The following is a 22,361-nucleotide window of genomic DNA, read 5'->3' as shown; positions in this document are numbered from 1 at the left end:
CCTGCCGCCAGCGTTCAATCTGAGCCATGATCAAACTCTTCAGTTTAAATCATACAAGAATCCGAAGATCCTCTATTCTTGCTCAAGACAAAACTCAATTTCGACGAGTCACTGTCCTGATATTTCGTGTCCGAAATACCTCGGCCAGCGCCCACACGAATTACTTGGTCAACTTTTTAAAGAGCGTTCGGGGCTTGCCCGATCAAGGTAGCGTATTCTACATCGAATCACCGCCTTGTCAACCGCTTTCTGAAGAATTTAAAAACTTGAAATCTTCAGTTAATTCAAACAGTTGCCTTTCAATTTCTGACCCGCCTCAGCGGCGTGTCCCTCGAAAGAGATGCGTATTCTACAGAGCTCACTCGAGGTGTCAACGAGCTTTTGAATTTTTTCTCAAAATGCCTGGATTCCGCTCAATCCTTAACCAGAACACGCGCAATTTTCTTTTTACCAGCCTGGACAACACAGTCATCACCGGCAGTAAACATACGCTCGTCCTTTACCTGCTCACCGTTAATATAAACAGCTCCACGGCCAAACACGTCCTTTGCCGCCTTTCCGTTGCTCGCCAGATTCGATTCCTTAAGTAAAGACACAATGTGCAACTCATCCCGCCCGGCAAGCGAGACCTCCACCACGGGCACATTCTCGGGAATTTCGCCGAGCCCCACCCGGTTGCCGGCGGATTTGTGAGCTGTTGCAGCCGCCTCGGCGTCATGGAAACGGCTAATAATCTCTTCCGCCAGCAACTTTTTGTAGTCTTGGGGATTTGCCCCCTTATCTACAGCAGCGTGGAATTCTTCCACCTCTGCGAGAGGCCGGAAACTCAACAACTCGAAGTAACGCCATAGCAGATCATCCGGCATCGAGAGCAACTTGGTATACATCTCACCCGGTGAGTCGTTAACGCCCACGTAGTTACCCAGGGACTTCGACATTTTCTGAACGCCATCGAGCCCTTCGAGTATCGGCATTGTAAGAACAACTTGTGGCGACTGCCCATAATGCCTTTGCAATATGCGACCCATCAGGAGATTGAACTTCTGATCGGTTCCTCCCAGCTCCACATCTGCCTCAAGAGCCACGGAATCATATCCCTGAACAAGAGGGTACAGAAACTCGTGAATGGCAATCGGCTGCTCGGCGCGGTACCGCTTGGTGAAGTCGTCCCGTTCAAGCATTCTCGCGACCGTGTATTGCCCAGCCAAGCGAATCATATCGGCAGCGGAGAGCTTGCTCATCCAATCGGAGTTGAAAACCACCCGCGTCTTCGCTGGATCCAGGATTTTGAACACCTGCTCCTTATAACTGATGGCGTTTTCGGCCACCTGCGACTCAGTCAACGGTGGCCGGGTCGCACTCTTGCCCGTTGGGTCGCCGATCATGCCGGTAAAGTCACCAATAAGGAAAATGACTTCGTGCCCCAGGTCCTGAAACTGGCGCAGCTTGTTAATCAGCACGGTATGTCCCAGGTGCAGGTCAGGCGCTGTCGGGTCAAACCCCGCCTTGATCCTGAGGGGACGCCCCTCCTGCAGCTTATCAATCAGCGCTTCTTCTGAAATCAGCTCATCCATGCCGCGCTTGACTACGGCCAGTGCCTCATCAATAGATGCCATTAACTACACACCCTCGAATCTGATAGTTTGGGCGGAAAGACGGTTACAGACCACTACAAAAGAACTCTGTGCGTTACCGGCCTACCTGTTAGAGTATCCCTGCTTAGTTTTTAGACAGGGCCGACTGTATTAGGGGCAAGGATTATAGCAACCCTGACCCAGGAAATCCGGTCTGCGTACCGGCAACGTTAATGTTGGAAGCTGTCCTGAGTGCATTTTATACGGTAATCTGTTGGACTATACTTGAACAACAGCTTTAATTAGGTAGTACAACCTACCGGAATGCCGATCAAAACGGATGCGACACGTGCTGAAAATGTTTCCCAAGACCCACATTACCATTGCCGCTGCGACCAGTGTTGTCGTAGCCGCCGCCATTCTTATGAGCCCAAGTGCCAACGTCGAAGCCAATAGAATGGCCTACGCACTGGATCTTGAAGAGGGCACAGTCAGCGAGTCAGGCGCTCGCCCCGCCGAGCAGGCCAAGAACGATGAAAAGCCGACTCCAGATACCGACACAGCCACCACGGAAGCACCCGAATTATCCGAAGCACTTGATACGGCGACCGCCATCGCAGAAACCAGTGAGCCAGAGTTGCAATGGCACGAGTACAAAATCAAGTCTGGCGACACCCTGTCGTCGCTTTTCGGCAAGGCCGGCTTCAACGACGGTATCATGCTGTCGGTTATTCACGGCGACGGAGAGGCTGACAAATTACAGCGGCTCTATGCGGGTGAAACCATTTCTTTCGCAACCGATGATGCCGGCGACCTTGCAGCGGTCAGTCTCCAGCGCAACCTTCTTGAAACTCTCCGTGTCGAAAAAACCGAAGATGGATTCAAAGGGGAAACCGTTGTCCGTGAGCCCGATGTAAAACCAGCGTTTGCCTCTGGCATTATTGATGGCTCGCTTTACGTAGCTGCCCGGGACGCCGGTATGTCCGACAGGCTGGCCATGGAAATGGCAGGCATCTTCGGCTGGAATATCGACTTCGTCTACGACGTACGCAAGGGCGACCGGTTTGAAGTGGTTTACGAGGAACTCTACCTGGATGGCGAAAAGTTCGACACTGGCAACATTATTTCAGCCCGTTTCGTTAACCAGGGCAAGGACGTCATTGCACTGCAGTACACCGACAGCAACGGCGATACTGACTACTACAGCCCCGATGGCAGCAGTATGCGCAAAGCGTTCCTGCGAACCCCCATCAACGCACGGGTTTCCTCATCCTTTAACCTGCAGCGCCGCCACCCTGTTCTGGATGTGGTTCGCCCGCACGAAGGCACAGACTACGCGGCGCCTCCGGGAACACCGATCAAGGCAGCCGGCCATGGCCGGGTTCAGTTTGCAGGTTGGAAAGGCGGTTATGGGCGCACCGTGATACTCAAACATGGTGACAACATCACGACCCTTTATGCCCACATGAGCCGTCTTGGCAAAGGTATAAAAAACGGAACACGCGTTAAACAGGGTGACACTATCGGCCACGTGGGCTCATCCGGCATGGTAACCGGCCCCCATCTTCACTATGAGTTCCGTGTTAATGGGTCCCCGAGGAATTCCCGGACCGTGAAACTGCCGGATGCCAAGCCGGTACCGCAGTCAGAAATGGCCCGCTTCAAAAAGCACGCCAACCAGCAAGTAGCCCGGTTTGAGCTGTTCCGCCAGGATTACCAGCAACTCGCCCTGGCCGCAGACGAGTAAAACATGAAAGCCTGGATAGGACTGATGTCCGGCACCAGTATGGATGGCATTGACGCCATACTGGTGTCGTTCGAACGCCAGCAAATCCGGGTTCATGCCACTCACACCATTGATTATCCGGACGACATCCGTCAGCGACTTTCCAATCTCAGCCAGAATCGTGGCACCCCCGATGACTTTGGAGAACTGGACCACACCACCGGCTCCCTGTTTGCCCTTGCCGCAAGCAGTGTAATCGAAAAATCCGGTTTCCCGGCAACGTCGATTGCAGCGATTGGCAGCCATGGGCAGACACTACGGCATCAGCCAGACGGTTCAACACCCTTTTCCATTCAGGTTGGCGACCCCACCCTCATTGCAGAACGCACCGGCATAACAACCGTTGCCGATTTCAGACGTCGTGACCTGGCAGCCGGCGGACAGGGTGCCCCCCTCGTTCCGGCTTTCCATAAAGCATTCTTCAGCGCTGTCGGAGAGGATCGCTGTATTCTTAATCTTGGCGGAATTGCCAATATCACCCACTTACCCGCCAATGACGGAGCGCCCGTTACCGGGTTCGACACCGGGCCGGCGAATGCATTGATGGATGCCTGGTGCCTTGACCAGACCGGGCGCGCTTACGACAAGGATGGCGCCTGGGCAGACGAAGGCATCGTTGACCAGAGCCTGTTGGGGGATATGCTCTCCGAAGCCTATTTTTCGCGGCAACCACCAAAAAGTACCGGCACCGAAAGATTCAACCTGGAGTGGTTAAAAGTATTATTGAACCGGCATCCGGACCTGCCCGGCGCGGACGTCCAGAGGACTTTGCTGGAACTGACCGCTGTCACCGTGGCACAGCAGATACCACCCGCCAAGGGAATGACTGTCTTCGTGTGCGGCGGAGGCGCCAAAAACAAGGTGCTAATGCGGGAACTGCAACGTACCTGCAGCCCTTTACGAATTGCTTCTACGGCGGAGTTGGGGCTCGACCCACAGTGGGTTGAACCCACAGCATTCGCCTGGCTGGCCAGCCAGACGCTGTCAGGTAAGTCAGGAAACCTTCCGGAGGTAACGGGAGCAAGCGGAGAAAGAATTCTGGGCGCAGTCTATTACGCCTGACCTGACGGTGTGCCAGACAGTCAGGTCAGATGGAGAAAGAGCTGCCACAACCGCATGTTGAGCTTGCGTTAGGATTCTGCACAACAAACTGTGAGCCCTGCAACCCTTCCTGGTAATCCACGGTTGCCCCAACGAGGTACTGGTAGCTCATCGGGTCCACCAGCAACATGACACCCTCTTTCTCGATGACAGTGTCTTCGTCATCCTGAGCATCGTCAAAAGAAAACCCATACTGGAAACCAGAGCAGCCACCACCGGTCACAAACACGCGAAGTTTGAGACCAGCGTTGCCCTCTTCTTCAACCAGTTCACGCACTTTGGACACCGCACTGTCACTGAAAAACACCGGTGTCATTGCCTGTTGCTGAACTACACTCAAGTCCGCCTCCGGTTTGCCACGAGAAAATCTGATCTGATTATCATATTCCTGACTAAAACAATCAACTATTCCTTATCGGGCACAGCATCGTCACCGCGATCTTCAGCCTGGCCTTTATCGATATCGGGAGCATTCGACTGATGCCTGTCGCGACCAAGTAGCCCGACCGGCTCGTTCTGGTGAACCAGGCTACCGTTCACCGACGCGCCCATGGCCATTTCGATCAGATTATAATAGACATTACCGTGAATGGACGCTTTTTCCGCCAGTTCAAGATGCGTGGATGCGTATACATCTCCATGCACCGTGCCGTTGACGATCACGTGAGGCGCGACGATATCGCCTTCCACGGACCCGACTTCAGACACCCTGAGAACCGCGTCACCACCCTCTTCTGCGACCACCCGACCGCGAATTGTGCCGTCAACATGAAGCCCTCCGGAGAAATGTACATCCCCCTCCACCGTTGTCCGGGATGAGACGAGGGTATCGAAATGCCCGGTGGGGCGACGGGGTTTCTGTTTCTTCTTGCCAAGCATGTCAGTTCTCCGTTAGTTCATCCCAATCAAATGTACGTTCCGCCTGGGACGATTTACTGCCTTCGGCACGTGCCACCACCTGCAGCTCAAGGGGCTCAAAGCCTTCAGGCACCCGCAGAAGACCTTCAATATCCTGGAAGTACCGGAAGCGGAATCTGACCCCCAGGTCTTCTATGTCGTCGGAAAGGTCCCGCAGGGCGATGACTTCTTTCTCGTCATTTCGCATGCCGATCACGTTTACCGCAACCACGCCTGAAATGTAGCTCTTGTTATCGCCCACCTGGGTTAACACCAGTTTGAAATTGTAGGCTCCTTCCTGCCTGGCACTTTGCATAGCCAGGCGATCAACCTGCAACCCCTTGCTGGTTTCCGAGGGCGCCATGATGTTTTTATAGAATGTCAGGTCTGCTTTCAGTGATGCGATCTGCGTTTCGAGATTCACAATGGTTCTGCGGGCCTGGTTCAGGGCCTGGGCGTCGATGGTTCGACCCCGTTCAAGATTGACCAGCTGCTGGCTGGTTTCCCTGCTTTGGCTCTGAAGCTGCTCGACCTGCTCTTCAAGGCGATCACGGGATTCTTCCGCCGTTGAAAACCGGAATCCGCCCTGGGCCATGCCCGTCGCATACCCAAGCACGGCGGCGGTAATAGAAAATACCAGCAGTATCAGGGTGCGCCGAAGCCGGTAGCCAGGACGATGTCTGATGACAACATATTCTTCAGCAGGTTTTCTCGATTCGCTCACCGGACAGACCTATGGCAGCAACGCGGGCGCTTCCAGCCCCATGGTTTCCTGCAGACCGAACATGATGTTCATGTTCTGGATGGCCTGACCCGCTGCACCTTTCACCAGGTTATCGATCACCGAAGATACGATCACAATATTGCTCTGTTCCTGCCGGTGAAGTGCCATGCGGCAACTGTTGGCGCCACGGACACTGCGGGTTTCCGGATGGCTGCCAAACGGCATCACATCGACGAAAGGCTCCTCCCTGAAGCGGTCTTCGAACAATGCCTGCAAGCGATCAAAGTCCGCAGGATTACGTAGCTCAGCATACAGCGTGGCTTCAATGCCGCGGACCATGGGAATCAGATGCGGTACAAAGGTTACACCCACATCGCTACCGGCCGCCTGTGACAGTCCCTGGCGAATCTCCGGAAGATGCCGGTGGCCTGAAGCACCATAAGCCTTGAAGCTCTCACCCACCTCACCGTGCAGCATGCCGATCTTGCCCTGGCGCCCGGCGCCGCTGGCACCCGATTTGGCATCCGCAATCAGTCGCGATGGGTCGACCAGTCCACTTTCCAGCAAGGGAAGAAAGCCCAATTGAACCGCTGTAGGGTAACAGCCAGGGTTGGCCACCAGCTGTGCGCTGCGAATCTCGTCCCGCACCACTTCCGGCAAGCCGTAGACTGCCTTTTCTACCCACTCAGGACTCTCGTGAGGCATACCGTACCAGTTGGCCCAGACATCCAGATCCTTCAGGCGGAAATCGGCTGACAAATCCACAACACGGGCACCCGCCGCCATCAATTCCGGCATCATGCGCATCGCCACACCATGGGGAGTTGCGAAAAAGACCAGGTCACAGGCTGCCAGCGTTTTCACATCGGGCTCTGAAAACGCAAGGTCATAATGGCCACGCAGGTTCGGGTACATATCGGCGACCGGCATGCCCGCCTCCGAGCGCGAGGTAATACAGCTCACCGTCACTTCAGGGTGAACTGCCAGAATTCTCAGAAGTTCAACACCGGTATAACCGGTTCCACCTACAATACCTACTTTTATCACCAGTTACTCCAGCTACAAATCAGGTTCCCGAAAGCCCAATAGTCTAACATGATAAACCAATGACTTATTGCAGCCCCACCAGCGCTGGTTACAATATCGTCAGGAAACCACTTACCTCCGGAAACCCGGCGTTCATGCGTAAATTCTGGCACAAGACTACCGACAATCTGATCCCGGTTTTCCGCCGCCGGCTGTCCGGTGTGGATGCACTGCCGCAACTGGCGGTTCTCGGCCTGCTGTCCGGGTTGTTTACCGGTGGCGTGATCCTGATTTTCCGGCTGGCCATTGAGTGGCCACTGGAATACTTTCTGCCAGGCGAAGGCTCTGAGTCCTTTGAAGAGCTGGGCATTCTCACCCGGGCTATCCTCCCTCTCGCCGGCGCCGTCGGGCTTGGGCTGCTGATGCACAATCTTGCCACCCATGATCGCAAGGTCGGCATCGTGCATGTCATGGAGCGCCTGAACTACCATCAGGGCTATATTTCAATCCGCAGCGCTCTGGTTCAGTTCGTGACGGGCGTCAGCACGGTGGTTACCGGCCAGTCCGCCGGCCGCGAAGGGCCGGCGGTCCATCTTGGCGCGGCCTTTTCAAGCCTTATGGGCCAGTGGATGCGGCTGCCCAACAACAGCATCCGCACACTGGTCGCTTGCGGGTGCGCCGCGGCCATCTCCGCCTCTTTCAACACACCCATTTCCGGCGTCATCTTCGCCATGGAAGTGGTTATGATGGAATACACCATCGCCGGCTTTACGCCCATTATCCTGGCATCAGTGACTGCTGCCGTAGTGAGTCAGGCCATGTATGGCTCCGAACCGGCATTCAGCGTCCCCCCGCTGACCATGAACTCATTGCTGGAAATCCCGTGGATTATTGCCATAGCCATTATTATCGGGGTTGCTGCGGCGGCGTTCATACAGCTGGTCGACACGACTGGCCGGCACCATCACCGCCCGGTACTGCTGCGCCTCACCATCGCTGGGCTGCTCATGGTGCCCTTTGCCATAGTGGTGCCGGAAGTTATGGGTATCGGCTACGACACGGTTCAGTTCACCCTCGACAATCAGCTACCGTTCTGGCTGTTACTGGGTGCCGGCATTGCCAAACTGCTGATTACCTCAATCACCCTCGGCCTTGGTATGCCTAGCGGGGTAATTGGCCCTACACTGTTTATGGGTGCAACACTGGGCGGCGCTATGGGTCTGATTGGCGCGCAGATTTTTCCAGACACAGCATCGTCAGTGGGCTTCTATGCCATGCTGGGCATGGGGGCAATGATGGGGGCGGTACTGCAGGCCCCGCTTGCAGCTCTGATGGCGCTGATGGAGCTCACCAGAAATCCAAACATCATCCTTCCGGGTATGCTGGTCATCACCACTGCCAGCCTGGTGACCAGCGAAGCCTTTGGCAAGAAATCCCTGTTTCTGACCATCCTCAAGAGCCAGGGGCTGAGCTACCAGAATTCCCCGGTAATTCAGGCATTAAGGCGGGTTTCCGTCGGTGCCATCATGGACAGGAGCATTCTTCGTACCGAGCGTTTTCTGTCGAGGGAGGAGGCTGGCAAAATTCTGAAATCCGAGCCGAAATGGCTGGTGGTTGAAGGCAGCAGCGGCCCCACCGCGCTATTGCCCGCCGTGGATCTTGCGCGTTATCTGGAAGATACCAAAGCGTCAGCCAACCGCGAGCAGGAGGAGGAAGAAGAGGCCCCTGACCAGGTCGACCTTATGGACATTCCCGCCAATCGCCGGGATATTGCCCCGGTGCAATACCAAGCCACGTTGGAGGAGGCACTGAACGAGTTTGAACACACCAGCGTAGAAGCCCTGTATGTTCAGCGCCACGTTGCGCCGACGATTCAGCGCGTGTACGGCGTGCTGCTGAAAACCGATATCGAAAGCTACTACCAATACCGACGGAGCTAACCAATGCTGTGGGTCAAAGCCCTGCATATTATTTCAATGGTGTGCTGGTTCGCCGGCATATTCTACCTGCCCCGGTTGTTTGTCTATCACGCAGCCTGTGAGGACGAGCCCGGCCGGGAGCGTTTCAAGATCATGGAGCGCAAGCTCTATCGTGGCATCACCACACCGTCCATGGTGGCGACGGTCGTTTTTGGACTCTGGCTCATCGGTTACAATGTCCAGGGCTATATGAGCCAGGGCTGGCTACATGCCAAGCTGCTGCTGGTGGTTCTACTGATCGTTTACCACTTTTATTGCGGACACCTGGTGAAGGTATTCCGCGACGACAGGAACACCCGCAGCCACGTGTTCTATCGCTGGTTCAACGAGGTGCCGGTTCTGGTCCTGGTCGCCGTTGTCATTCTTGCTTCTGTTAAACCCTTCTGAGGAGCCTGATCATCAAACTTTATCACCGTCCTCATGTTCTGATTGTATCCGGCCTCGACCCGTCGGGGGGAGCTGGCATCCAGGCTGACATCCAGGCCATCACGGCTCTGGGGTGCCATCCGTTGCCGGTACTTTCCTGTCTGACAGTGCAGGATACCCGGAATGTCTACAACGCTACCGCCACAGACCCGGAGATGATCCGCCAGCAACTGGAATGCCTGGCGGCCGACTCCCCCATACACGCCATAAAAACCGGTGCACTGGGCAATGCCGCCGTGGTGGATGTATTAGTGGATTTTCTGGCCGACCATCCGGACATTCCGGTTATTACCGACCCGGTCATCAAGGCCGCCGGTGGCGGAGATCTCTCTGACCAGGCCCTGATCGACCGCATGAAGGAACGCCTTTTCCCACGCGCGGAAATTATTACGCCCAACGGTATCGAGCTGGCCCTGCTGGGCGGTGATAAAGATGAGGCCCGGGCTGCCCATAACCTGCTGACAGCCGGCTGTCAGACGGTTCTGGCGACCGGCGGGCACGGTGAGGGCGAGGAACTTGTCAACACCCTCTATACCCGGGACCAGGACCCCCTCCACTTTTACGTTGAGCGTATTGGTGGTGAGTACCACGGTACCGGTTGCACCCTGGCCGCATCCATAGCCGCTGGCAGGGCGTCCGGGCTCTCCGCCCGTGCAGCCATTGCCCAGGCCCAGAATTACGTGCTGCGCGCCATACGGCACGCCCTTAAAGTCGGCGAAGGCCAACCGGTACCGGACCGGGGCATCCCATGGGAGAATTGAGCGCCAACGCCATTGCCAAAGGGCTGCGGCCGGGCCTTTATGCCATTACCGACAGTCAGCTGTTACCTGCAGACAAACTTCTGCCAGCGGTGGAAGCCGCGCTTCGGGGCGGGGCGGTGCTGGTCCAATATCGCGAAAAGAGCGCACCGCAACCGGAGCGTTTGCAGCAGGCCCGGGACCTCACAGCCCTTTGCCGCAATGCCGGCGTACCGCTGATCATTAACGATGACCCGGAGCTGGCCCGACGCTGCGGCGCAACCGGAGTACACCTGGGGCAATCTGACAGCTCCCTCGTTAGCGCCAGACAACAGCTCGGTGAACATGCGATCATAGGCGCTACGTGCCATGCCGATCTGGCTCTGGCCGCAAGCGCTGACCGTGACGGTGCCGACTACCTGGCTTTCGGCCGCTTTTTCAACTCGAAAACCAAGCCGGATGCGCCCGCCGCGGACACGTCGGTACTGGCCCGAGCCAGACAGTTTGGCAAGCCGGTAACCGCCATTGGCGGCATCACCGCGGGCAACGGCGAAGCACTGATCCGTGCCGGTGCCGACATGCTGGCGGTCGTTGGCGGGCTTTTCGACGGTGACCTGGCCTCCATTGAGGAGCGGGCGCGTCAATTTAGCCGGCTGTTTGCCGCCCATCATCCACTTTTTTCATCTTCCGTACATCAGGAGTCCTGAACCATGACCCAGTCCGAAACCCTATTTGCCGAGGCTCAGAAATACATTCCCGGAGGGGTCAACTCTCCGGTCAGAGCCTTCAAGGGAGTCGGCGGTACACCGCTGTTTTTCAAGCATGCTGAAGGCGCTTACCTGTTTGACGAAGACGACCGTCGCTATATCGATTACATTGGCTCCTGGGGGCCCATGATCCTTGGCCACGGTAACCAGACCATCAAGGACGCCCTGCACGCCCAGGTGGACCAGGGCATCGGTTACGGCGCCCCGACGGCCCTGGAAACCGAAATGGCAAAGAAGGTCTGTGAGCTGGTGCCGTCAATTGACCTGGTGCGCATGGTGAACTCCGGTACCGAAGCCACCATGAGCGCTGTTCGCCTGGCCCGGGGCTATACCGGCCGGGACAAGATCGTAAAGTTTGAAGGCTGCTACCATGGCCACGTGGATTCACTGCTGGTAAAAGCCGGCTCCGGTGCCCTCACCCTGGGCGTGCCCAATTCGCCGGGCATTCCCGCCAGCCTTGCCGAGCATACGCTGACCCTGACCTTCAACGACATCGACAGTGTGCGTGAGACCTTCGCCAAAATGGGCGACGAGATAGCCGCCATTATCGTTGAGCCGGTTGCCGGCAACATGAACTGCATTCCACCAGTGCCGGGCTTTCTGGAGGGGTTACGGGAAGTGTGCGACGAGCATGGCACTGTGCTGATCTTTGATGAGGTCATGACCGGTTTCCGGGTGTCCCTCGGCGGGGCCCAGGGCTTTTACGGCGTGACTCCGGACCTGACTGCTTTAGGCAAGGTCATCGGCGGTGGGCTGCCAGTGGGTGCGTTCGGTGGCAAGCGGGAAATCATGGAGCACATCTCTCCCCTGGGGCCGGTGTACCAGGCTGGCACACTCAGCGGCAATCCACTGGCCATGTGCGCCGGCCTGGCGACGCTGAACGCCATTTCCGAACCCGGCTTCCACGACCGCCTGACCGAAAAGACCATTGCCGTTCGTGACGGATTGAAAGAAGCGGCAGACAGCACCGGCATTCCCCTGGCAGTGCAAAGCGCCGGGGCCATGTTCGGTTTCTTCTTTACCGATGCCCCAAATATCACACGCTTCGACCAGGTGATGGCCTGCGACGTGGAACGGTTCAAAAAATTCTTCCAGGGCATGCTCAAGGAAGGCGTCTATCTTGCGCCGTCTGCGTTCGAAGCCGGCTTCACCAGTGCCGCCCTGACGGATGACGACATCCACCAGACCGTGGAAGCAGCACGCAAAGTCATGTCCACACTCTGAAGACTTCGAGATATAAAAACTTCCGGGCTACGGCCCGGAAGTAAACCATTCAAATCATGTCTTCTCAGGCCACACAGATGAACCGCGTCACACTTTGACGGTTCCCACCCCTCCACGGCTTCCCTTGCCGTTGACTTATCGCTCCTTCTGATCGAACTATGTGCAGATCTCACACAATGAGATGCACTATCTGCGACTACCTAACAAATACAACAGCAAACTGTAGGTGCAACAATGAAACAATGGTTCAAGGCATTCGCCGTGCTGGCTGTTCTGGCATGGTCCTCACCCTCAATGGCCTGGTGGTGGGATTCAACTCCCTCCGACTACACCGATACCCGTTATCCTGTGGTACTGGTTCACGGCATGTTCGGCTTCGACTCGGTTGCCGGCGTGGATTACTGGTACGGCATCGCAGAAGACCTGCGTAAGCATGGTGCTGACGTTTACACTTCCCAGGTACCGGCTCTGGACAGCACCATCGCCCGAGGCGAAGCACTGCTTCCCCAGATTGCATCCATTGCCGCCATCCACGGCAAGGTAAACCTGATCGGCCACAGCCATGGCGGTCCAACCGCAAGGTACATTGCCAGAGTGCGGCCCGACCTGGTGGCCTCGGTCACGTCGGTTGGCTCGCCCCACAAGGGCTCGCCGGTTGCAGACCTGATTTACGGCTCCCCGGCGGAAAGTCTGGCGGCATCAGTGGGTAACGCGCTTGGCGGTCTGATCGACCTGCTGTCCGGCGGTGGCTACAACCAGGATCTGAGCTCCAGCCTGTACTCGCTGACGACGCAGGGCAGCGCTGAATTCAATCAGTTTGCACCAGCGGGCGTTCCAACCAGTGCATGCGGTGAAGGAGCCTATTCAGCCAACGGGGTACGTTTCTATTCCTGGGGCGGGACGGGTGTTCTGACCAACGTGCTTGATCCATCGGATGCGCTACTGGGCACCACCAGCCTGGCGTTCAGCTTCAGCGCCAACGACGGCCTGGTCGGGCGTTGCAGCAACCACTTTGGCAAGGTCATTCGCGACAACTACTTCATGAACCACCTGGATGAGGTAAACCAGGCTCTTGGCCTGCACAGCCTGTTCGAAACCGACCCGAAAACGGTCTACCTGCAGCAGGCCAACCGGCTGAGAAACGCCGGCCTCTGATCTCAGGCCCTGGCCGGGAACGGACGCCCGGCCATCACATCAGAATCCCATCTCAATACCCACCATCGCCTCCCGGCGATTGTAGTCGTATCGCTCAATCGTGCTGCGGTTGTTCACCATGCTCAGTTCCGCCAGAACAAGCCATGGGCCGGTTAACTGATACTGGGCCAGTAACACCCCCCTCAGGCGATGGTCTGTACGGCGTTCGGAGATGACATCCGCGCCCGATAACAGCCGGTGTTCATCCTTGTAGCGGGAATGACGGTAATCCCCCCTGGCAGACAAAGATAACCGGGCGGACACGTAATAGCGCGCTTCGGCCGATAAAAGGTTGCGTAACGGGGATACACTGACAAACTGCTCGCCGGCGGTCAGATCCCTACGATCGTTGAGCTCGAACTGATAACGGCCGATGAAGACCCAGTTCCCGACACCTTTCTCGGCGCCAGCCCCCAACCGCAGCATTTCCCCATCGTAAGCACTGAAACCGCTCCCTCCCTGAATGGTGGAAACCGACCCGTCGACGCTGCAGTCATAGCCGTAAGCTCCGATACCGAACGCACAATTATCAGGACGATATACCGCTTCCAGCCGTAACTCGCGCTCCAGGGCGTCAGCGCCAAACCAGGAGCCGGCGAGGCTCAAAGTAGAAGTCAGCTCACCCTCACCGATACCTTTCCGCCAGGCGGCACCCGTGCTGAGGTAACTGTTATCGAATTCGGCGTTATCCGGATACTGGCGGGTATAGGCAACACCCAGCAGGCTGACGCCGTTATCGAAGTGGAGATTTCCGGTCGCCAGCAGGTCAGCAAATGTACCGGCCTGATTACTCGAGGCGTCATCCGGTGTTCCGGCAATGTTGTCATCATAGCCGGCGGCCGCCGCAAGGTAGCCATTACGGTCAATATCGTCGAATTGTGAAGTTTGCGTCTCGTCAAGCTGGCGAAATGCCAGCGCTCTTACCTTTTCCGGGGAATCCGGGCCGGCCGCCTGCTCGAACCACTGGCGGGCAGCCTCGTACCGGCCCTGCTCCTGCATAACAAGCCCTAAGTTGTAACGGGCCAGAGGTGCATGGGGGGTGCCCAGCAGTTCCAGGAAAACGGATTCAGCGAAATCATGCTGTCCAAGACGGAAATAGACAACGCCAAGATTATAAAGCAGTGAGGGGGTGTCCAGACCATCTGCCCTGGCCTGTTCGAAATGGATGCGGGCAGCAGTGAGTTCGCCGGCCCCAAATGCCGCCACGCCGGCCTCAAAGTCCGCATTTCCGGCCCGCTCCTCTGCCATTGAAGCAGGCGAGAGGATTGTCAGGGCAATAAAGAATGTAGCTAACTTCGAGGGCCGCAAGCCTGACTCCGGATAAGACGATGAAACGTCGATACCTGCACGCGAAAAGTCGAGTGCGGGGACAACAAAATCGGGAGTATAGCAAGGGACGAAGCAGTTAGTAGCAGGGGAGCATTACGATGAAGACAGAAGCCCGTGTCAGGGCAACTCGGGCTTCTCAGGGCGTCTGGACGCACCCGGCGGCTCTGGCCGCTCGGGGCGCTCGCGCGCTTCATTCCGTTCGCGGACTTCCTTCGCACGGTCTGCCGCAGCCCGTGCCGCCTCACGCCCCCTGTCCCGTGCCTCTCGGGCTTTTTCGATGCCTCGTGCCGCGCCGGGTGTATCAGCGGGCTTGCCCGTTTCGCCGTTCCGACGCTCAAGGGCCACCGGTTCACGCAGTTCAATCTCGCGGACAACGGATTTCGTCAGGTCGTCATCGTCTGTGACCATTCGCATGGTCACATCCAGATCGTCATTGGCGACGGCTACTCCGGATGTTGCCAATAACAAACCGAGGCAGCCATGAAAAACAACACTGCGCCAGAAACCGGGAGTCATGATGAAGGCTCCTGATCGCCATTCCCTGGAGCACCATCAAGAAGGCTGGTGCGGAATGTCTTTGTTCTGCGGCCGTCGTCAAGATGGGCTACCAGTTCGCCCTCACCTGAGAACAGTATGTTGAGCGGCAGATTGACCACATTCTCGCCTTTATCCAGGTCCACTTTCCAACTCAGCTTTTGATGGCCAGGGTAGCTTGCGACTTCGACATGAGGGGGCAACTCCACCGTCAGGGTAACTCCTTCCAGCGCTTCCCTGGAGCTGAATGCAAGCCGGACATTGCGGGCAACAGGTTCGGCGACCAGGCTTTGGTTGCTGCCGGCCGGCTCCGCTCCGAAATGCACGAAATCGACATCGGACCCCGGGCCGGATTTCCAACCAAAGCCCAGTGCAATACCGACAACCAGGGCAGCCGCGATGGCGCCACCGGCCACAGGCGCGCTCCAGCCATGGCCAACATAACCATTACGGGACTGCCCGTCTCTGCCGGTGGCAGCTCCGAGAACCCGATCCTCAAAACCAGACGTTGGAGCAGGCACAGCCTGGCTTTCCCGTAACACGTCAGAAATCACCTGTTCATTGTGCGCGGCGATGGAGCAGTCTTTACAATCGGCAATATGCTGCTCAATGCGGTTGGCCTGCACCGCAGAAAGTTCGTTCCTTAACCAGGAACGCAGATTGCTCTTGCACTCGTCACACAACATATCCATCACCTCATTGTTCCACACGCCCGGCCTGCGGAAAAAGTTCCGGTCGCTCAAGCAGTTTTTCCCTGAGCGACGCCCGGCAACGATGAACCCGCGATTTCACGGTGCCCACCGGTATTTCAAGCATCCGTGCAATGTCCTCCTGGCTCCATCCGTCCACGTCGTGCAGAAGCATCAATGTGCGCATATCCGGCGACAGCTCCTGGATAACAGAGTCCATGATGGGCTTCAGGCGTTCGCTACTGAGCTGTTCGGCCAGCTCCGGCATATCCGCTGCGTAAGAGTCGAGAAACGTCGCCTGCCGCTCAGGCTCCGCCACGTCGCTCACCGGCCTGTCCGCACGACGGCCCCGACGCCGCACCTCGTCGATAAACTGCCGATACAGCACCCGGTTGAGCCAGGGCCGCAGCTGCTCGATCGCTTCCAGCTCTTCAAGTCGGGGGTAGAGTTTCACCACTACATCCTGCACCAGGTCCTCAGCATCCTGCTGTTGCCCCGCCAACCGGAAGGCAAAACGGTACATGGCCCCCAGATGGGGCTGGACCAGCTTTTCAAATCGCTTGGAACGGGAAGGTTTGAAGGGAAGTAATGCCAAATCCGGTGCCCGTGCGCTCGTGGATGATCAGTCGAATGTGGAGCATAGCTGCATCGCAAGCCCAAGTATATTGCCACGAAAATCTTCTTCTAATGATTTATGTGAGTTTTTTAACAAACAGTAACGCTCAACCATGGAACGCCCTTACCTGTTTCGTCGTTAGGCCTGCAGCGGCATATAAAAATGCATGCAGAGCCAGATAAATCAAACAACGGAGATTAGTATGAATCATTCTCTCAAGCTCTTTACTGTCACTGCCCTTGCTAGTGCGCTCGCTGCCTGTGGTGGAAGTGGGGGCGGCGACAGCGGTTCTACCGGGACTGCGTCATTCAATCTCACTGATGCTGCCGTAGACAGTGTTCAGGAGGTGAACCTTACGATCGTCGGTCTGGAACTCCAGCCAGCCGACGGAGAACGGATCAGTTTTGAAGTGAATAACCCCGAAAACCTTCAAAACATCAACCTCCTCGACCTTCAGGACGGTGCCGTTGAAACTCTCCTGGCCGATCAAGAGCTACCATCTGGCAGCTACGAGTGGATTCGACTGAAACTGGGCGATGAAAGCACGTTTTCAGTTATCGATGATAATGGCGGCACCAACGACCTTTTCGTACCGTCCGGTAATCAACGTGGGCTGCAGACATCTGGTTTCGTTGTGCCCGCCGGTGGGTCAGCGAACTTCACAATCGACTTTGATGTCCGTAAGTCTTTAATAAACCCTCCCGGACTTAATAGTTATTTGCTGAAGCCAGTGCTAAGGCTGGTCGACAACGCCGAAGTAGGCACCATCAAGGGCACCATTGGTCAGACACTTCTGGCGACTTGCGACAATGCCAATGCTTACGCTGGCGGCGTTTACATCTTCGAAGGAACCGACGTAACACCAGACGATCTTGGCAGTGAGAATGAGCCATTGGTCGTCGCGCCTGTGGACACAGAGATTGGTGAATACGATTACACTGCAGCGTTCCTTCCAGCCGGCGATTATACTGTTGCATATACCTGTGACATGGATGAACGCCAAGATGCTGAAGGCAACATGATTGACGAGAATCTCGATTTCACTTCTGGCGTCAACGCTGAAGTCATTAAAGGGGAGGAAACTACTGTCGATTTGACAGCCGCCGACTAGTTGAACGGAATAGTTCGGAATCCCGCCGGATCTCCGGCGGGGATTTTTCGTTATAGGGCTCCGGCTCTCTCCTCAGCCTGATTCGCCCCTGCCACATTCCCCCTGGCCCGACGAATATCCGCCAGCAGCATCCAGCCTGAACGCTGCAATGACACATCACTGCCTGCCAGCGACAGACCCTTCAGGGTAAACTGCTCTGCCGAACCCAACTGATCCAGCGCCACGTAGGCTTCCGAGAGTTTGAAGTAGACCTGCGCCGAACGCGGGGCAATCCGCTGGGCCCGTTCAAGCTGCGCGACCGCAGCCTGGGTATCACCGGCAGCCATCAAGGTGTCTGCACGCTGGATAAGACTTTTCGCGGCTGGCGAGAGTGCATCGCCTTCGTCCTGATAGCTCGGTGCGCTGCGCTCGGGCTCTCGCACCGGTTCCTCAGGCTGCTCACTTTTGCGCTCAACCCTAGGTTCTTCAGCACTGCCGCTGGTCTGTGGCGGTTCCGGCGCCTCGTCACGGGAGGAGGAACTACCGGCCGGCACGTAAATGGAGCCGCCACCCGGTCCCGAAGCGCAGCCCACCATCCCAAGCATCAGGCCCACTACACCCGCATATTTCAATGTATTCGGTTTCATTGGAAGAGTCCTTCAAACCAGCCCCGTATCCGCCGCTCCAGATTGCCCCCGCAGGATACCTCTGCATCGGGTTCGCTACCGGTGATAAACGGCACAAGGCGTGCATTTTCACAGTGTTCGTCAGTCAGGGCGCCTTCCGCGGCATTGACCCAGTGGTACTCCACGCCGTCCGGCACCACCGGAGAAAACCCGTGCTGGGGTACCTGGCTCATAAACCGCGACCAGACCGGCAGCGCACCGGTGGCGCCAGTCAGTGACGTCGGCCCGTTGTCGTCGCGGCCTACCCAGCTGACCGCAAGCAGATCCCCGCTGAAACCGGCAAACCAGGAGTCGCGGCCATCATCGGTGGTTCCGGTCTTGCCTGCAAGTGTCAGCTCACGTGGCACAGTACGGTACGCGGATCGGCCCGTGCCTTCCTGCATGGTCTCCTGCATGACGTATTGAACGAGATGCACCGCAGCGGGGTCGGCCACCTGATCCACTTTGAGGCTGTAACGGGAAAGTGCTTCGCCTTCCGCGTCGGTTACCTGCCGTATGGTTCTCAAGGGCGTATTGAAACCGGACGTCGCCAGCCCCTGGTAGATCTGGGCCACGGTTACCGGCGTCATGGCTACGGAACCCAGCAACATGGAAGGATACTCGGATATGCCACTGGTTACTCCAAAACCCTGGAGCGTGGATTTCACTGCATCGATTCCCACGTCGAGCCCCACGCGAACAGCAGGAAAGTTATACGAGTGAGACAGGGCTTCGTGCAGAGGCACCAGCCCCCTCGCTTCACCGTCATAATTCTTTGGCTCCCAACGTCTACCGTCGTCGAACACCAGGGAAAAGCCCTTGTCCTCCACGGGCGTAATCAGGTTGTAGCGTTCCGGTTGCTGGAGCGCCGTCAGATAGGTGAACGGTTTGATCAGCGAGCCAATCGGGCGACGGGCATCCAGAGCACGGTTGAACCCGGCATACTGCGGGTCGCGACCGCCCACCAGCGCCAGAACCTCACCGCTGTCACGTGAGGTGACTACCAATGCAGACTCCAGCGTGGTGTCGGAGCCGCCCTCCATGCGCCCCAGCATATCCTTTACGGAAAACTCGGCAGCATACTGGATTGCCGGGTCCAGCGTCGTGAATATGCGCAGACCGTCACTTTGCAGGTCCTCCTGCTTGTAATCCCTGGCCAGGTGGCGGCGTACCAGATCAATGTAGGCCGGGTACCGATTCTCCGAATAGGAGGCTCGATCAGTTACGTCCAGTGGCTGGGCGCGGGCTCTGGCGGCTTCCTGTTCACCGATCAGTCCGGTTTCGGCCATCACATCGATCACCAGGTTGCGACGGGAAAGCGCCTGTTCGGTGCGGCGTCGCGGGTTATAGTAACTGGGCCCCTTTACCATGCCCACCAACAGCGCAACCTGATGGGGTTCAATATCACGAATGGATTCACCGAAATAGAACTGACTGGCCAGACCAAAACCATGAATGGCGCGCGTTCCTGCCTGTCCCAGGTACACTTCGTTGAGGTAGGTCTCCAGTATGTCGTCTTTCTCGTAATGCAGTTCCAGCAACAGCGACATCAGTGCTTCATTACCCTTGCGCAGCAGCGTCTGTTCACGGGTCAGGAAGAAGTTCTTCACCAGTTGCTGGGTCAGCGTACTGCCCCCCTGTACGATTCGGCCGGCCTGGATGTTGGCCAGCATCGCCCGTGCTATGGACAGCGGAGCAATGCCGTAGTGATCATGGAAGTTACGGTCTTCCACTGCCAATAACGTATCGGTGAACAGAACCGGAACATCCTCAAGCTGAACCAGAACCCGGTCTTCCTTGTGGGCCGGGTAGATGCCGCCGATCTGTGCCGGCTCCAGGCGGACAATGGGTGAGTTGTCTCCAGACAGCACCCTGAAGTCCTGCACCCTGTCCGCATAGATATTCAGTGACAGTCGCCGGCGCGGCTCCAGGCCGTCAGTGAACAGAAATCCCCGGGTACTGATCTCAAAGTGCCCGCCGTTACGACGATATGTCCCTGCTGCGCTACCATCGCCGGCGCGATAACCGGACAGTTCCAGTTCCCGCTGCAGGGCTCCGGAACTGACGCTGGCGCCATCGTACAACTCAAGTGGCCTGGCATAGACCCGCGACGGCACTTCAAAGCGGCGGCCTTCAAAGCGGGAGGTCACCACAGCATCGAGGTAGACCATCCAGCCGGCAAGTAGCACCACGCCGATGAAAAATACACGGAAAAACAGACGCCAGAACCAGGGTTGGCGGGCGCTCTTGCCTTTGCGATTGTTTTTTTTCGGGGATCTTCTTGGGGCGGCAGATTTTTTCATGGCGGGATTATAACGAATCGGGGCATCGGTGAGGCAGGCCATCCGTGTGTTATTTCTGTAATCTGCCCGTTATGATAGGCGCAAGAAAAATCAACGAGTTCGAGGAACCCAAGGAGAGAGCCGTGAGCGATGCAAATTCCGACAACCTGATTCTGGCACTGCAGGATCCGGCGCTTTATGACCACCCGGTGAAAGAATTTCAGGTTCTCGAGACGCATATCTCCTGGGTTATCCTGACGGGCGACTTCGCCTACAAGATCAAGAAACCCATGGATTTCGGATTCCTGGATTTTTCAACACTGGAGCGGCGCAAACGCTTCTGCGAAGAAGAGCTTCGCCTCAACCGCCGCCTTGCCGAAAACCTGTACCTGGACGTTCTGCCCATCACCGGCTCATCGGACGCCCCGGAACTTGGCGGCCAGGGCGAAGCCTTCGAGTACGCCATTTGTATGCGCCAGTTCGACCAGAACGACCTGTTCGACGTGCGCCAGGAAAACAGCAAGCTGACGCCAGAACTGCTCACCAGCCTGGCCCGCCAGGTGGCTGACTTCCATGAAACCCAGCCACCGGTCACCCCCGGCAAACCTCTGGGAACGCCAGAGGCAGTCTACGCCGGCATGCAGGAAAACTTCGACCAGATCCGCCCGATGATTGAAGACGAAACGCTTCTGTTGCAGCTGGACAACCTGGAGCAATGGACCCGTACCACCTTCGAGCGCCAGTCTGCCCTGATTGCACAACGTTACGACGGCGGCTTTGTTCGCGAATGCCATGGCGATCTGCATCTGGCGAACATCACCGTGTACGAAGATAAAGTAACCGTGTTCGACTGCATCGAATTCAGCGAGCCCTTCCGCTGGATCGACGTCATCAACGACCTGGCTTTCCTGCTGATGGACCTGGAGTCCCGCCGCGAGCCGGAACTGGCCAACCTGGTGCTGAATACTTACCTGGAATACCGGGGCGATTTCGACGCCCTGCCCCTACTACCATTGTACAAGGCCTATCGCGCCATGGTTCGCGCCAAGATTGCTCTGTTTACCATGGGCAACCCGTCGCTCACAGATGCTGACAAAGAAGGCCTGATGCAGAAGTACCGCGATTATGCCCAACTGGCGGAAGATTACAGCATTATTCCCAACCCTTACCTACTGGCCACCACCGGGCTGTCCGCCAGTGGCAAATCACTGGTAAGCAGCTCCATGGCCGCCGAGCTGGGGTTGATCCGGTTACGCTCGGATGTCGAACGTAAGCGGCTTTTCGGGTTGGGGCCGCTGGATCAGAGCAAGTCTCCCACTGGTGAAAACCTCTATACCGAAGAGGCCAACCAGCGCACTTACCAGCACCTGGCGGATCTTGCCGGCGAGCTACTGGCAGGGGGCATGCCAGTTATCGTGGACGCGGCCTGTCTGAAACAGGCCGAACGTGAACTACTGGCGGACGTCGCGGAAAGCCGGGGCATGCCATTCGCGCTGATCCACTGTGAAGCGCCTCTGGAAAGCCGCCGGGAGTGGATTCGCAAGCGCGCTGATGATGCCTCCGAGGCCACCGAAGAGCTGCTTGAAGTGCAGGAAACCTGGTTTGAGCCACTGACCACCGACGAAAAAACTCACACCATCCACCTGCACACCGATCAGGAACACGTGGCCGAAGCTGTTGCAGACCGTATCCGCCAGCATTTCGGCCTGCCCAGCGCCTGA

General features: G+C 57.0%; 21 protein-coding genes. 10 read left to right on the top strand and 11 right to left on the bottom strand.

Annotated elements, in window-relative coordinates:
• Positions 1–413: 413 nt before the first annotated feature.
• Positions 414–1,616 (bottom strand): tyrosine--tRNA ligase, encoded by a 1,203-nt coding sequence (gene tyrS / locus M8010_RS19490; RefSeq protein ID WP_250094365.1) that lies wholly within the window; start codon positions 1,614–1,616, stop codon positions 414–416.
• Positions 1,617–1,923: 307 nt separating this feature from the next.
• Between tyrS and M8010_RS19485 the strand changes: the two genes are divergently transcribed.
• Positions 1,924–3,321 carry a peptidoglycan DD-metalloendopeptidase family protein gene (locus M8010_RS19485; RefSeq protein WP_250094364.1) on the top strand — a complete coding sequence of 466 codons (1,398 nt, stop codon included), beginning with the start codon at positions 1,924–1,926 and terminating at the stop codon, positions 3,319–3,321.
• A gap of 3 nt (positions 3,322–3,324) precedes the next feature.
• Positions 3,325–4,422 (top strand): anhydro-N-acetylmuramic acid kinase, encoded by a 1,098-nt coding sequence (locus M8010_RS19480; protein ID WP_250094363.1) that lies wholly within the window; start codon positions 3,325–3,327, stop codon positions 4,420–4,422.
• Positions 4,423–4,447: 25 nt separating this feature from the next.
• Here the strand turns inward: M8010_RS19480 and erpA are convergent, their stop codons facing one another.
• From erpA to argC, 4 genes are all read right to left on the bottom strand, one after another.
• On the bottom strand, positions 4,448–4,777 hold the full coding sequence (gene erpA / locus M8010_RS19475) for an iron-sulfur cluster insertion protein ErpA (protein ID WP_250094371.1): 330 nt from the start codon (positions 4,775–4,777) through the stop codon (positions 4,448–4,450).
• An 89-nt stretch (positions 4,778–4,866) separates the two neighbouring features.
• Entirely contained in the window at positions 4,867–5,340 is a 474-nt protein-coding gene (locus M8010_RS19470) for a bactofilin family protein (protein WP_250094362.1), read from the bottom strand.
• Between the two features lies 1 nt (position 5,341).
• On the bottom strand, positions 5,342–6,082 hold the full coding sequence (locus tag M8010_RS19465; protein ID WP_250094361.1) for a DUF6776 family protein: 741 nt from the start codon (positions 6,080–6,082) through the stop codon (positions 5,342–5,344).
• 9 nt (positions 6,083–6,091) lie between these two features.
• A complete protein-coding gene (gene argC / locus M8010_RS19460) occupies positions 6,092–7,129 on the bottom strand; it encodes an N-acetyl-gamma-glutamyl-phosphate reductase (RefSeq protein WP_250094360.1) in 1,038 nt (345 codons plus the stop codon).
• A 134-nt stretch (positions 7,130–7,263) separates the two neighbouring features.
• Here argC and M8010_RS19455 point away from each other — a divergent pair, with 134 nt between their 5' ends.
• The 6 genes from M8010_RS19455 to M8010_RS19430 all read left to right on the top strand — a co-directional run bounded on the left by M8010_RS19455 (position 7,264) and on the right by M8010_RS19430 (position 13,396).
• Positions 7,264–9,048, top strand: a complete 1,785-nt coding sequence (locus M8010_RS19455) for a chloride channel protein (RefSeq protein WP_250094370.1) — start codon at positions 7,264–7,266, stop codon at positions 9,046–9,048.
• Between the two features lie 3 nt (positions 9,049–9,051).
• Entirely contained in the window at positions 9,052–9,474 is a 423-nt protein-coding gene (gene hemJ / locus M8010_RS19450; RefSeq protein WP_250094359.1) for a protoporphyrinogen oxidase HemJ, read from the top strand.
• A 38-nt stretch (positions 9,475–9,512) separates the two neighbouring features.
• Positions 9,513–10,274 carry a bifunctional hydroxymethylpyrimidine kinase/phosphomethylpyrimidine kinase gene (thiD, locus tag M8010_RS19445; RefSeq protein WP_250094369.1) on the top strand — a complete coding sequence of 254 codons (762 nt, stop codon included), beginning with the start codon at positions 9,513–9,515 and terminating at the stop codon, positions 10,272–10,274.
• Positions 10,262–10,957 (top strand): thiamine phosphate synthase, encoded by a 696-nt coding sequence (thiE, locus tag M8010_RS19440; RefSeq protein WP_250094358.1) that lies wholly within the window; start codon positions 10,262–10,264, stop codon positions 10,955–10,957. The genes thiD and thiE overlap by 13 nt, the downstream gene beginning before the upstream one ends.
• 3 nt (positions 10,958–10,960) lie before the next feature.
• Positions 10,961–12,241 (top strand): glutamate-1-semialdehyde 2,1-aminomutase, encoded by a 1,281-nt coding sequence (gene hemL, locus M8010_RS19435; protein WP_250094357.1) that lies wholly within the window; start codon positions 10,961–10,963, stop codon positions 12,239–12,241.
• Between the two features lie 234 nt (positions 12,242–12,475).
• Positions 12,476–13,396, top strand: coding sequence for a lipase family alpha/beta hydrolase (locus M8010_RS19430; RefSeq protein ID WP_284048221.1), 921 nt, complete (start codon positions 12,476–12,478; stop codon positions 13,394–13,396).
• Between the two features lie 39 nt (positions 13,397–13,435).
• On the opposite strand, the gene M8010_RS19425 is transcribed toward M8010_RS19430, so the two are convergent.
• From M8010_RS19425 to M8010_RS19410, 4 genes are all read right to left on the bottom strand, one after another.
• On the bottom strand, positions 13,436–14,743 hold the full coding sequence (locus M8010_RS19425; RefSeq protein WP_250094356.1) for a tetratricopeptide repeat protein: 1,308 nt from the start codon (positions 14,741–14,743) through the stop codon (positions 13,436–13,438).
• Positions 14,744–14,881: 138 nt separating this feature from the next.
• A complete protein-coding gene (locus M8010_RS19420; RefSeq protein ID WP_250094355.1) occupies positions 14,882–15,280 on the bottom strand; it encodes a hypothetical protein in 399 nt (132 codons plus the stop codon).
• Positions 15,277–16,041, bottom strand: coding sequence for a zf-HC2 domain-containing protein (locus tag M8010_RS19415; RefSeq protein WP_250094354.1), 765 nt, complete (start codon positions 16,039–16,041; stop codon positions 15,277–15,279). The genes M8010_RS19420 and M8010_RS19415 overlap by 4 nt, the downstream gene beginning before the upstream one ends.
• Positions 15,995–16,582, bottom strand: coding sequence for an RNA polymerase sigma factor (locus tag M8010_RS19410; RefSeq protein ID WP_250094353.1), 588 nt, complete (start codon positions 16,580–16,582; stop codon positions 15,995–15,997). The genes M8010_RS19415 and M8010_RS19410 overlap by 47 nt, the downstream gene beginning before the upstream one ends.
• A 223-nt stretch (positions 16,583–16,805) precedes the next feature.
• Here M8010_RS19410 and M8010_RS19405 point away from each other — a divergent pair, with 223 nt between their 5' ends.
• A complete protein-coding gene (locus M8010_RS19405) occupies positions 16,806–17,714 on the top strand; it encodes a DUF4382 domain-containing protein (protein ID WP_250094352.1) in 909 nt (302 codons plus the stop codon).
• Positions 17,715–17,764: 50 nt separating this feature from the next.
• Here the strand turns inward: M8010_RS19405 and M8010_RS19400 are convergent, their stop codons facing one another.
• A complete protein-coding gene (locus M8010_RS19400) occupies positions 17,765–18,340 on the bottom strand; it encodes a tetratricopeptide repeat protein (RefSeq protein ID WP_250094351.1) in 576 nt (191 codons plus the stop codon).
• Entirely contained in the window at positions 18,337–20,703 is a 2,367-nt protein-coding gene (mrcB, locus tag M8010_RS19395) for a penicillin-binding protein 1B (protein WP_250094350.1), read from the bottom strand. The genes M8010_RS19400 and mrcB overlap by 4 nt, the downstream gene beginning before the upstream one ends.
• 29 nt (positions 20,704–20,732) lie before the next feature.
• On the opposite strand from mrcB, the gene M8010_RS19390 reads away from it, so the two are divergent.
• The gene (locus tag M8010_RS19390; RefSeq protein WP_284048220.1) at positions 20,733–22,361 is read left to right on the top strand and encodes a bifunctional aminoglycoside phosphotransferase/ATP-binding protein; all 1,629 of its coding nucleotides are present in this window, start codon (positions 20,733–20,735) and stop codon (positions 22,359–22,361) included.

The sequence above is a fragment of the Marinobacter sp. ATCH36 genome (assembly GCF_023555055.1).
Lineage (GTDB): Bacteria > Pseudomonadota > Gammaproteobacteria > Pseudomonadales > Oleiphilaceae > Marinobacter.
This window is presented reverse-complemented; position numbering and strand designations above follow the sequence as displayed.